Origin of the sequence: Neobacillus sp. WH10, from assembly GCF_030123405.1 — a bacterium.
Taxonomy (GTDB): domain Bacteria; phylum Bacillota; class Bacilli; order Bacillales; family Cytobacillaceae; genus Neobacillus.
Genome location: NZ_CP126110.1, coordinates 4,934,633 through 4,948,092, shown reverse-complemented (window position 1 = coordinate 4,948,092; position 13,460 = coordinate 4,934,633). Strand labels below are relative to the sequence as shown.

The following is a 13,460-nucleotide window of genomic DNA, read 5'->3' as shown; positions in this document are numbered from 1 at the left end:
CCAAAATCGGTGGTGACGGTTCTTTGAGGGGACAATCGGAAGTTTTGCGCGTGAAAAGGGCAAATAGTACATTATTCTTCGTCTAAGAGCTTGCCAATCGGCGAGTTTTCTTTACCCAGACTAAAATAGTCCAGAAATTCACAATATAATGCAGAAAATTCTGTCTCTATTGAAGATTGCTATTTTTTATAATGGTATTGTAATCGTTTTCAAATAAAGTAAGGAGGATGAAAAATTGAAAAAGAGTCTAGATATCTTTCGTTTTAATTTTTTCATTAGTTCTTTCCGCCTGAAGCAGTTCAAGCTCAGGCGATGGTGGAGGGGACAAAGAGAACGGATCGGAAGAGCTCGAAATCTTAAGCTGGTGGGGCTGGGGAAGAGGATGGTCTAAAAGCATTGATTAAACTGTTTAAGGGTCTAAGATGTGTCCATGAAACTATATTAGTATCAGCATAACGTATTTAGTCAAAATATACTGAATATAAAAGATGAGTTGAAAAATTGATGAATGGAGCTAAAGGTATGAAGTTTAATAAGATATTAAGCCTAGTTATAGCTGCAGCAGTAATTACAACTTCTCCAGGGATAACAACATTTGCAGAGACTACAGCAAGAGATAATAGTGAAATAGTTAGTACTATAAATAATGAATTACAAAGAACTATATCATTTAACGATGATTGGAAATTCAATTTAGGAGATGTAGCAGGAGCGAAAGAAAAAGTTTTTGATGATAGTGAATGGAGAAAGTTAACGTTACCTCATGATTGGAGCATAGAATTAGATTTTAATAAAGATTCTCCAGGGCGCTATAATGGTGGATATCTAGATGGAGGAACTGGCTGGTATAGAAAGAGCTTTGTGCTTCCTAAGGAAATGGAAGGAAAAAAAATAAGTATTAACTTTGGCGGAGTATACATGGATAGTTATGTTTATGTAAATGGAAAGCAAGTAGGTAATAATCCTTACGGATATACTCCATTTTCATTTGATATAACAAAGGATTTAATATGTGATGGTATTACTGAAAACGTTATAGCTGTAAAGGCAACAAATCAGCAGCCAAGTAGTAGATGGTATTCAGGTAGTGGTATATATAGAGATGTTAGTCTTACAGTAACTGAAAATGTTCATGTTGCAGAATATGGTACTTATGTAACTACACCAGACTTAGAAAACGAATACAAACAAGGTAGAGCTAAAGTTAATATTAAAACAGATATTATGAATGAGGAATCTACAGATAAAGAGGTAAGTGTTAAATCAGTTATTTTAGATGCTAAAGGAAATAGCGTAGCGGAAAATGTTACTACTGAAGTAGTTAGTGCAGGTGCTACTAAGAAATTCAATGCAGATGTAACGGTTGAAAATCCAATACTTTGGGGAACTGAAAATCCATATTTATATAAGGTGGCTACTACTGTAATTATTGATAATAAAATAGTAGATGAGTATAAAACAGATTTTGGTATTAGATGGTTTGATATGACACCTAACAATGGCTTTTTCTTAAATGGGAAGCAAATGAAGCTTCAAGGGGTGAGTATGCATCATGATCAAGGAGCTTTAGGTGCTGTTGATAATAAAACATCAATAAGAAGACAAGTTAAAAAGTTAAAAGAGATGGGAGTAAATTCTATAAGAGTTACTCATAATCCTGCTTCACAACACTTAATAGATAGTTGTAATGAAGAGGGAATTCTTCTTATAGAAGAAGCTTTTGATACTTGGTATGGCGGAAAGAATCCATATGATTATGGAAGGTTTTTCGAGCAAAAATCAATTCATGGAGATATGACTTGGGCAGAGCATGATCTTAAACAAATGATTAACAGAGGAAAGAATGCTCCAAGTATAATGATGTGGTCATTAGGAAATGAGATATGGGAAACAAGCCAAGCAAAGGGGCTGGAAGTAGCAAAAAATCTTCAGAAGTGGGTTAAGGAAATTGATACTACAAGACCTACAACCATGGGAGAAATTGCATTTATGGGGAATGAAGGAGCTCATGAAAATGTAGCTGATATTATAGATGTTGTAGGCTTTAATTATGCTGAACATAATTATGACAAATATAAAGAAAAATATGAAGACTGGGTAATGTATGGCTCAGAGACTTCTTCTGCTGTAAGAAGTAGAGGAGTATATGCACATCCAGAAAAAATTGGTATAGGTGATAATCATCCAGATTTACAACAATCTTCTTATGATAATGATCGTGTTGCTTGGGGTAAAACAGCAGAAGCATCATGGAAGATGAATAGGGATAGAGAATATATACTAGGAGAATATATTTGGACAGGTTTCGATTATATAGGAGAACCAACTCCTTATTATGGTAAATTCCCATCAAAATCTTCATATTTTGGAGCTATAGATACGGCAGGCTTTGAAAAGGATGCATTCTATTTCTACCAAAGTCAATGGTCAGATGAGCCAATGGTTCATTTATTACCACACTGGAATTGGGAGAATGATGATAGTATAAAGGTTGATGGAGATAAGATATTAGTATATGCATATACTAATGCTAATTCTGTTGACTTATATTTTAATGAAGATGTAACAAGTACTGATTTAGGTGAATTAATAGAAAGTAAAGGATATCAGGTTACCGATGCGGGGTACAATGATAGGTATAAAGAAACTAAGGATGGTAAGCTACACTTAGAATTTAGAGTGCCTTACAAGCCAGGTAAATTAACAGCTGTTGCAAAAGATGAAAATGGTAAAGTAGTGGCAAGAGATGTAGTTAAAACTGCTAATGATGCTAAAAAGATTGATTTAAGTGCAGATAGGCAAGTTATAACTGCAGATGGATATGATTTATCATTTATAACAGTAGATGTAACTGATGAAAATGGAACATTAGTACCGAATGCTGATAACTTAATAAATTTTGATGTTAAAGGTAATGGTAAGATTGTGGGAGTAGATAACGGTAATGCTGCAACTGCTGAGAGATATAAAGATAATAAGAGAAAGGCATTTAATGGTAAGGCTTTAGTTATTGTTCAATCAACAAAAAATGCTGGTTCATTTACATTAACAGCAACAAGTCCGGGAATTTCTTCTGATAACACAACAGTATACACTGTACCGGGAGAAGAATTAAGTGAAAATAAGATTCTTGGATATGATGTAAGTGATGTTACAGTACCTATTAATGGGGAACTAAAACTTCCAGAGAAAGTAACAGGAATTTATTCAGATGGAAGCAAAAAAGAAGTAGATGTTATGTGGGATTCAGTTCCAGAGGATGCTTTAAAAACTCCAGGGATATTTAAAGTTAATGGAACTGTAGCAGGCAGTAATATTTCAGTAAATATTAAAGTAATCGTTAAAGCTATTATTGGTGTATTAGATTCTAGGATGTTAGTACCTGTCGGCAAACAAGCTAAGCTTCCAGAGAAAGTGTCAGTAGTAAGTAATGATGGAAGTATAGAAAAGTATCCAGTAACTTGGGAGAGAGAGTTAACAGCAGAGGATGTTGATTCAGCTAAAACTGTTACAATAGAAGGTATGATTACAGGAGTAGAAAGTTTAAAGGCTAAAGCTATTGTAGTTGTATCTGATAATTTTAAAGAAGCAAATATAGCATTAAATGAAGGTAAGGCATATCCAAGAGCATTTGATGGATTTAGTCTATATGATAGTGTAAATAATATAAATGATGGTATTGTTTCTAAGGTGAGTAGCCCTAAAAACAGATGGACAAACTGGGGGAAACCTGGACAAAATTATGATGAATATGTTGGTATAGAGTTTAATGAAGAATATTCTATAAGTAAAATAGGAATTTCACTATATACTGATGGTGGAGTTGCTATTCCAAGTGAGATTTTAGTTGAATATTGGAATGGTAATGAATGGCTTGGAGTTTCTAATCAAAGTAAGACAACAGGATTTTCAGCAGAAGGAACAGAAGAAATTACTTTTGATGAAGTAGATACAACCCAAATAAGAACTTTATTAAAAGAGGATACTGTAGCTAATAAGGCAGTTGGTATTACTGAATTTTATATTTATTCTAATGTAGTAGAGAGTGAAGGTACAGCGTTATTAAGTGATATTAAAGTAAATGATGCTAGTGTTGAAGGATTTAATGAGAACACCAATCAGTATGCAATTAATCTACCATATGCTTCAAAGGTACCAGTAGTTACAGCGACTGCTAAGGATACTGCAAGTGTATTTGTAGTTCCAGCATTAAATGTTGATAGTAACGCTACTGTTATGGTTACAGCAGAAGATGGAAAAACTAATAGTTATATAGTTAATTTTTCAGAAGGTGATCCACAATTAACTTCAGCAACAATAGAATTATCTAAGAAGAATATAATTGAGGATGATATTGTTGATATTATAATAGAGGGAACATTAGAAGATGATTCTTCAATTGACAAAGATCAAATACAAGCTAAATATAATATATCTTCTAAGGATTCTGGTGAAGCGAAAATAGAAAATGGTAAGTTATATGCTTATACAGAAGGAACAGTAATTCTAAATGCGGAAGTAACTTATAAAGGTAAGACTGTAAGTACTGAAGATATAGAAATAAATATTGGAAAGAACCCAGCTGAAAAAACAATTATTTCATATGAAAAAGTAAATGTAGAAACGAATAAGGGAGTTGCCCCAATATTACCAGAAAAGGTAAAAGCAATATATGATATTGGATTACCTAGAGAGGTAAAGGTTACTTGGGATAATGTAAAGGAAGATTCTTATAATAAGTACGGGGTATTTGAAGTAGAAGGAACTGTTGAAGGACAAGCGTTAAAAGCTAAGGCTAAAGTGGTTGTTAAGGGATTATCAGCAGTACAAAATGTTTCACTTGCAACTAATGTAAAGGTGGAACCAAAGCTTCCACAAACAGTAAAGGCTTACTATACAGATGGAACAATAGTTGACCTTCCTGTTACTTGGGAAGATTATGATAAAGAGTTATTAAGTAAAGTTGGAACTTTTGCTGTAAATGGAACAGTAGAAGGAACAGATAAAATTGTAAATGTAAGTATCAGAGTAACTGATGTAACTGTAAAAGGTATTAACTTTGCAGGAACAAGAGTAGGTTTCGATTTGGCAATGGCAATAGCTTCATATACACATGAACCATTTGATAGCATTAAATCTGTAAATGATGAAATGATAGATAATAAGAGATGGACTAACTGGGCAGACGCTTCAAGGAGAAGTGGTGATTGGGTTGGCGTTATCTTCGGAACAGATGTACCAGAAGATAAATATATAAATAATCTAGAAGTTAATTTCTTTGAAGATCATGGATGCAGCCTTCCAGAAAGCTTTGAAATACAATATTATGTTGGAGATAAGGTTGTTCTACCAAATAAACCAGGACAGGTATTAATGGAGCCAGCAAACCCATTTAATGATGATAGTAATTGGGTAACAGTATCTAATTTAGTTTCTAACCCAGAAATTACATCACCAACAGATACAAATTATTATACTTTTGAAATGGTAAAGACAAAGGCTTTAAGAATAAAGATGAAAGCGAAGACAGGTAAAGGTTTAGCAATAAGAGAAATGCAAGCCTTTGAACAGAGAGTAGTGCAAAATCCAGATTTCGTTGTAAATGGAATAAAAGTTAATGGAAAAGATTTAGAAAGCTTTGCTTCAGATAGATATAATTATACAATGAAGTTAAAAGCTAATGAAGATTTACCAGAAATAATAGTAGATGCAACAAATAATGCATCATCATCTGTAGTTTATACTGTAAGTAATTCAGAGAAGCTAGATGTTATTGTAAAATCTGAAAATGGACTTAAAGAAGTTAAATATGGAATAACTTTAGAAAGAGAAGTTGAAGAAGACGAAGTTGGTAAGGCAGCATTAAAGATAGCTATAGACTATGCTGATGAAGTGGCAGCTAATGGTGGATTAGAAGGTGTAGTACCAGCCGTTGTTAAAGAATTTAATGAATCATTAGCGCAGGCTAAAGAAGTTTATGGAAATCATAATGCAACAGAAGTAGAAGTAGATGCTGCATTTAAGAGATTAGTTAATTCAATATGGATGCTTGAGTTTAAACAAGGGAATAAGGAAGTATTACAAACTCTTGTAGATTCGGCAAAAGCATTAGTTGAAAAAGAGTATACATCAGATTCATGGGCTAACTTACAAAGAGCTCTTGGAGAAGCAGAAGGTGTATTAGCTGATGAAAATGCAAAGCAAAAGGAAGTAGATAAAGCTTTAAATAACTTAAAGACAGCTATAGATGCTTTAGTTAAGAAGAATATAAATAAGACAGATCTTCAAAACTTAGTAAATATGGTTGGAGGCTTAAATAAAGATAAATATATTAAGTCAACTTGGAATAAGTTTGAAAAAGCATTAAATGACGCTAAAAAGGTTTTAGGAAATGAAGATGCAACACAAGTAGATAAAGCTTATAATAACTTACTAAAGTCTTACCTTGATTTAAAATTAGTTCCAGATAAATCTGCTCTTGAAGATTTAATAAATAAAGTAAAGAATATGGATTTATCTAAATATACTAAGGAAAGTGTAACAATGCTTAAGAAAGAATTAAAGAATGCTGAAAAAGTATTAAAAAATAAAGAAGCTACACAACAAGAAGTAGTTGCAGCAACTAAAACCTTAAATTTAGCTTTAGCTAATTTAGCCATTAAGAACAGCGAGCATACACAGAAGAAACAGTAAAAGCGTTAGAGAAAATGATTTCTAAGATAAAAGCAGTAGCATCCAGTAAAAGGGAAGCATATCAACGTGGTTATGCTTCCCTTTCATCCTAAACTTCAACTATATATTTTTCTTTTGGCTTGAGATTAAGCATTACACCTTCATAACCCATATCGATATACCATTCTCTCCCTAGTTCTAAGCAGTAATGAATACCATCATTTCTTCCAACGTAAAAAATCTTAAAATATTTTATTGAAAACCTTTACAAGGGATTTAAAGGGAGTTATACTGGTAATGACCACACTACCACATGCAACTATGGAGGTGAGACACGATTCGTATAGATAAGACAAGCAGAATTCCACTGTATCTGCAGTTAATGGATATTTTAATAAAAAAAATGGAAGATGAGATAGGAGAAAATGGGCAATTACCGTCTGAAAGGGAAATATGCCAACAGTACGATTTATCTCGGACAACCGTTCGTCAAGCTATAAACGAGCTCGAGAAAGATGGATATATCTATAAAGTGCATGGAAAAGGTACTTTTGTCTCACCGAAAAAAGTTAGTCAAGAGCTCGTCAAATTTTATTCCTTTACAGAAGAGATGAAAAAGTTAGGTAAACTTCCTATCTCAAAGGTTTTATCGTTTGATGTTCTTGAGGCCGATCGAAAGATTAGTAGTAAGCTTTTAGTTGCTGAGGGCAGTAAGGTATACTGTTTTTCGAGATTGCGGATTGCTGATGATATACCAATGATGCTTGAAACATCTTTTGTACCCTTTGATTTATTCCCGGGTATAACAAAAGAAGATCTAGAACATACAGCTTTATATGAGATTTTTAGAAATCGTTTTCAAACAGAAATTACAATGGCAGAGGAGTTATTTATGCCGGTAATGACAGCTGAGAAAGTGGCAAAACTGCTAAAGATGCCTCCATCCTTGCCGTCTTTACGTATTGAACGATTAACGCATGGGGTAGACCGGGTGATTGAGTATACGAATACCATCGCCAGAGGTGACAAGTTTAAATACCATGTTCGCCTAGAAAATTAATCTAGGTACGCCTTAACTGGTAATGACGTGTCTACATGATTATGTCATGTTGATCTTGCTTTAAACTATTTGCTTTATGGTCAGCAGTTGCATTATTTAATTCTATTCAAGGGAATAGCTTCAGATAACCCATCACCATCTGGAATGGTGAACAGGGTTGTTAAAGGAGTTAAGATATCCAATTCATCAATTATTTTACTAGGGGGTAATATCATGCCGAATATTTTGCTAACAAGAATCGACAACAGATTGGTTCATGGACAAGTAGGGGTTACATGGGTCAATCATTTAGGGGCTAATTTAATTGTAGTTGCAAATGATGAAGTGTCTGAAGATGAGGTGCAACAGGATTTAATGGAAATGGTTGTTCCGGGTTCAATCGGAATTCGCTTTTTCTCAATCCAGACAACCATTGATGTGATCCACAATGCATCGGATGATCAGCATATCTTTTTAGTTGTGAAAACACCACAAGATGTGTTGCGACTTGTAGAGGGCGGAGTCCCAATTGAAAAAGTAAATATTGGGAATATGCATTTTTCCCAAGGAAAAACGCAATTATTCTCCACTGTTTCCGTTGATGAAGATGATAAAAGAGCCCTTAGGAAGCTGCGTGACTTAGGAGTGAATCTCGAAGTACGCCGTGTTCCGGATGAAAGACCAGATGATATTTTAAAACACTTATAGAAAGAAGTGAGAATGAATGGATAATCATATGCTGATTCAAGCCTTGTTAGTTGCCATTTGGGCTGGAATTGCAGGAATAGACCTGTTTAATGGGTTGTTCCACATTCACCGGCCAATTGTAACCGGTGTCATTATTGGCTTGATTTTTGGGGATTTAAAAACAGGAGTTATGACAGGTGCTGCCATTGAATTAGTGTGGGCAGGTATGGTGCCGCTTGCTGGGGCACAGCCGCCAAACGTTGTTATTGGGGGTATAATCGGAACGTCGTTTGCGATTCTAACAGGACAAGAGCCAAAAGTGGCAATCGGTATTGCTGTTCCGTTTGCAGTTGCCGTTCAGGCGTGTATCACCCTCATGTTTACAGCTTTTTCGCCAGTTATGCATAAAGCTGATCAATATGCACAAGAGGCGAATACAAAGGGAATTGAACGAATCAATTATTTGGGAATTCTTACATTATTTGTATTCTATTTTGTTATTGCATTTTTACCAATTTATTTTGGCGCAGACGCTGCCAAAGGGGTCGTAGAGACTTTACCAAAATGGCTTATTAGCGGTCTTGGTGTTGCCGGTGGAATGATGGCTGCAATTGGTTTTGCGATGCTGTTAAAGATTATGTTGAAAAAACAATATGTTGCCTTTTTAATCGTAGGATTTATTTTAGTCACATATATGAACATGCCAGTCATTGCTGTTGCTTTAATTGGGATCGCCATCGCGCTTTACGATTACTTCAAAGCAACTACTGGTGATGGATCAGTAAGGGGGGTTCCAAAACGTGGAATCTAAACAAGCAGTAGAAACGACAATCAACCATACGAGCAGTCCGGATTATTATCAAGATGGCGCCACAAATCAGGTCTTAACTAAAAAAGATTTAAATAAGATGGTGTGGCGATCTTTATTACTACAAGCGTCATTTAACTATGAAAGAATGCAGGCCGCAGGATGGTTATATTCGATCTTGCCAGGTTTGAAAAAGATTCACAAAAATAAGCACGATTTAAGTGAATCAATGAAAAGTCATATGGAATTTTTCAACACGCATCCATTCCTTGTAAACATTATTATGGGGATTGTCCTCGCAATGGAGGAAAAGAAACAAAACCGAAATACGATTAGAGCTATTCGGGTAGCCATGATGGGACCACTTGGCGGAATTGGTGATGCTCTTTTCTGGCTGACCCTCCTTCCTATTTGCGTTGGTATAGGTGCCTCACTTGGGCAAGATGGAAACCCTATGGGGGCAGTGATATTCTTATTAATTTTTAACCTAGTTCATTTTGGGCTTAGATTTGGATTAATGCATTACGGTTATAGTGCCGGAACAAATGCCATCAGTTCTCTAAAGGAAAATACTAAAAAAGTAGCACATGCTGCATCGATTGTAGGGTTAACAGTTGTCGGCGCATTGATTGCCTCATTCGTAAAGCTAGAAACAAATTTAGTGATCCATGCTGGTAAGGCAAAAATTGCCCTGCAAAAGGATTTACTTGATAAAGTCATGCCAAATCTATTGCCTTTAGCCTATACATTATTAATGTATTACCTATTAAAAAAGGGATTTTCTCCAGTTAAGCTAATTATTATTACCGTTATCGTCGGTATTATTGGTAAAATTCCATTTCCTTTTGGAACGATTTTATAATTTTAGCATGTTAGGAGGCATTTTAAAATGAACGGTTTGATCATTAGCGGTCATGGATCGTTTGCAACGGGTCTTCAATCTTCTGTAAAACTAATCGCTGGAGATCAACCCAATGTGGAATACGTGGATTTTCTTGAAACCGATTCAACAGGCGACCTTGAGAAAAAGCTACTTGAAGCTTTTGCAAGATTACAAGAATGTGAATCAATCTTAGTCTTATGTGATTTAGTTGGCGGTTCTCCATTTAAGACGGCCGTTTCACTTACGAATGGGAAGGAAAATTCTGCTGTGGTTGGCGGAACAAATCTTGCTATGGTCATCGAAACTGCTCTACTAAAGGACGGACTTCAGATTGATGGTTTAAGAGATTTAGCAATCAATACTGGTAAACAAGCTATTAAAGGTTTTCAAAAAACGGAGCGTCCAAGATCAACAGGAGCGGGCATTTAATGAAAGCGATAAAGGGTAGAACAATTGGTACCTGCCACGCTCCGTTAAGGAAACTGATAGAACGGGGTTACAACTGAATAGTGTAAGGTGGCTAGGGTGTCGATCTTCTTCCCCTGAATATTAAAACATTTAATGCGGAAGGATTCGACCGCATTAAATGTTTTTTATATGTTGGGTTGACCCTACAAGTTAGGGTGATATAATAGAATTGCTTACAACAACAATCAGACTATAATTCCCATAGTCTAGATTCTATAATTTTTTCATCTGATTAAACTTGTACCAACAACCCAACATTAGGAAATGGAAGGAAAATTGAACGACTTGAATGTCGTTGATATCGGATTACGGGTATTCGAACAGAATTAAATATCAGACTTGTTTTTATTGATTTGCCAATAGACTCGGAAGATTCGCTAATAATGTGATTAAATTCGCTGATAGCTTGCATATATGTTGTCTTTTTTAACTATATTATGATTTTTTAAGAGTTTAAACGTAGTTAAATCAACTTTTTAGGAAAACACCCAAAAAAATAAGAGGAGTGTTAGATTTGTTTACAGTAAGTAAGGAAAAATTAATGTCATTAGGGGCATTGATTACAACAGGTGAAATTAAACAACAGCCTGAATTATGGGGCGAAACACTTGTATTGTATAAGGAGAAGCGTCAGCAGATTGAAGCGTTCTTGCAGAACTTAACAGAAAAGCATGAACGTATCCGAGTTATTTTTACAGGAGCTGGAACCTCCGCCTATGTGGGTGACACCGTAACTCCCTACTTAAAGGAAAAAGTGGATGAAAAACAGTGGGACTTGATGAGTGTTCCAACAACAGCAATCGTGTCAAACCCTTACCAATTTCTAAAATCAGACATTCCGACATTATTAATTTCATTTGCCAGAAGCGGCAACAGTCCGGAAAGCGTTACGACAGTGGAATTAGCAGAACAAGTGGTATCGGACCTCTATCAGATTACGATCACCTGCTCTAAGGATGGGAAGTTGGCACAACGGGCACAAGGGGATGAGAGCAATCTCTTATTATTGATGCCTGAAAGGTCCAATGACCAAGGCTTTGCAATGACGGGAAGCTACACATGTATGGCTTTAACTGCACTGCTCATTTTTGATTCGCTGTCAGTTGAAGAAAAAATGAACATTGTCGAAACAATTCAACGCATGGGTAAAAGTGTCATTAGTAGAGAAGCTGATATTAAAAAAATGATTGCTGCCGATTTTGAACGAATCATTTATCTTGGCTCAGGTGGCTTTGAAGGCTTAGCGAGAGAAGCACAATTAAAAATATTAGAGTTAACTGCCGGGAAAATTGCTACTTCTTTTGACTCATCACTCGGATTCCGCCACGGTCCTAAATCATTTGTGAATGAAAAAGCGGTCGTGTTTGTGTTTGTTTCCAACCAACCATATACACGCCGTTACGATCTCGATATCTTAAATGAATTGAGACAGGATAGCATCGCCAGCTATATTTGTGCCATTGCAGTGGATGGAGACACGAATTATGAAGGTGATACGTTCTTATTTGACAGCGAAGCACGCGCAGTGCCGGATGCCTACCTGTCGCTGCCGTACGTCATGGTCGGACAAACGCTCGCCCTGCTAGCTTCGATTAAAGTTGGGAATACACCGGATACTCCTTCACCAAGCGGAACGGTCAATCGTGTTGTAAAAGGTGTTACGATCCACGAATACAAGTAATTCAGTGGGAAAGGGATGTTCAGTCTTTCTCTTTTCTAAACAGAGGTGCAGATTATGGAACTATTTGTTTACGCAGACAAGTTTTTTCTTGAGGATGGGGTGGCAGGTCCTGGTTTTCTGGAAATAAAAGACGGGAAATTTGGTACCTTTTATGAGACATTGCCAAATGAAACGGCTGAGGTAATCGATTATGCCGGACAATGGGTTGCTCCGGGTTTAGTCGATACGCACATTCATGGCTTTAAAAATCATGATGTCATGGACAATGACTTAGACGGATTGATGGCAATTTCCGAGGGGCTGCTTTCATGTGGCGTGACGTCGTTTTTACCTACTACGTTAACCTCTTCGGCCGAATCGTTGAACAATGTGGTGGCGATGATAGGAGAAAATTATACGAAGGTGAAGGGTGCCAAAATAAAAGGAATCTTCTTAGAAGGACCATTTTTTACAGAAAGGCACAAAGGGGCTCAAAACACGAATTATTTTTCTGACCCTTCAGTCGAATTGCTGGAAACATGGCAAAAGAAATCGGGTCATTTTATTAAAAAAATTGCACTTGCTCCTGAAAGAAAGGGTGCAGCTGAATTTATTGAGTTCGCTGTGAACGATCAGGTTACGGTTGCGCTTGCTCATAGTGACGCGACGTATGATGAGGCAAAACAAGCGGTTGAAAAGGGAGCTTCAATTTTTGTTCATACGTTCAATGGCATGAGCGGGCTGCACCATCGTGATCCGGGAATGGCGGGCGCAGCTATGAATCTGCCAAATGTGTTTGCCGAAATTATTTGTGATGGACATCACGTTCATCCTGTTGCTGCAAATATTTTAATGAATGCCCGCGGCAGGAAGGAAACCGTGATGGTGACCGATTGCATGATGGCAGGCGGTATGCCGGAAGGTCGCTATCAGCTCGGAGAATTCCCTGTCGAAGTGAAGAACGGGGCGGCTCGTTTGGAAAGCGGAAGTTTAGCGGGCAGTATTTTGCAATTAAAAGATGCTGTCAAAAATGTCGTCGCTTGGGGGAATGCAACCCCGGAGGAAGCCATCTACATGGCAAGTACAGCACCTGCGAAAAGTATTGGTATGGATAGGGAATGCGGAAAGATTGCAATCAGCCATGATGCAGATTTTATCGTATTAACGCCTGAGCTCGAATTAATGGCGACGTATCTTGATGGTGTTTGCCGGTACCAAGCTGAGAACTGATTGGGAAAGAGGG

At 36.5% G+C, this 13,460-nt stretch carries 8 protein-coding genes; all 8 read left to right on the top strand.

Features of this window, described 5'->3' with window-relative positions; translation table 11 throughout:
* Positions 1 to 522 precede the first annotated feature (522 nt).
* The 8 genes from QNH20_RS23920 to nagA all read left to right on the top strand — a co-directional run bounded on the left by QNH20_RS23920 (position 523) and on the right by nagA (position 13,447).
* Positions 523 to 6,693: an Ig-like domain-containing protein gene (locus tag QNH20_RS23920; RefSeq protein WP_283920427.1), complete on the top strand. Its 6,171-nt coding sequence runs from the start codon at positions 523 to 525 to the stop codon at positions 6,691 to 6,693.
* A 382-nt stretch (positions 6,694 to 7,075) separates the two neighbouring features.
* Positions 7,076 to 7,732, top strand: a complete 657-nt coding sequence (locus tag QNH20_RS23915; RefSeq protein ID WP_283920426.1) for a GntR family transcriptional regulator — start codon at positions 7,076 to 7,078, stop codon at positions 7,730 to 7,732.
* A 213-nt stretch (positions 7,733 to 7,945) separates the two neighbouring features.
* Positions 7,946 to 8,419: a PTS N-acetylgalactosamine transporter subunit IIB gene (agaV, locus tag QNH20_RS23910; RefSeq protein WP_283920425.1), complete on the top strand. Its 474-nt coding sequence runs from the start codon at positions 7,946 to 7,948 to the stop codon at positions 8,417 to 8,419.
* Between the two features lie 16 nt (positions 8,420 to 8,435).
* The gene (agaW, locus tag QNH20_RS23905) at positions 8,436 to 9,209 is read left to right on the top strand and encodes a PTS N-acetylgalactosamine transporter subunit IIC (protein WP_283920424.1); all 774 of its coding nucleotides are present in this window, start codon (positions 8,436 to 8,438) and stop codon (positions 9,207 to 9,209) included.
* Positions 9,199 to 10,068, top strand: a complete 870-nt coding sequence (locus QNH20_RS23900; protein WP_283920423.1) for a PTS system mannose/fructose/sorbose family transporter subunit IID — start codon at positions 9,199 to 9,201, stop codon at positions 10,066 to 10,068. The genes agaW and QNH20_RS23900 overlap by 11 nt, the downstream gene beginning before the upstream one ends.
* 27 nt (positions 10,069 to 10,095) lie before the next feature.
* The gene (gene agaF / locus QNH20_RS23895) at positions 10,096 to 10,518 is read left to right on the top strand and encodes a PTS galactosamine/N-acetylgalactosamine transporter subunit IIA (RefSeq protein WP_283920422.1); all 423 of its coding nucleotides are present in this window, start codon (positions 10,096 to 10,098) and stop codon (positions 10,516 to 10,518) included.
* 553 nt (positions 10,519 to 11,071) lie between these two features.
* A complete protein-coding gene (locus QNH20_RS23890) occupies positions 11,072 to 12,238 on the top strand; it encodes an SIS domain-containing protein (protein ID WP_283920421.1) in 1,167 nt (388 codons plus the stop codon).
* Positions 12,239 to 12,292: 54 nt separating this feature from the next.
* Positions 12,293 to 13,447, top strand: coding sequence for an N-acetylglucosamine-6-phosphate deacetylase (gene nagA, locus QNH20_RS23885; protein ID WP_283920420.1), 1,155 nt, complete (start codon positions 12,293 to 12,295; stop codon positions 13,445 to 13,447).
* The last annotated feature ends 13 nt before the right edge of the window (positions 13,448 to 13,460 follow it).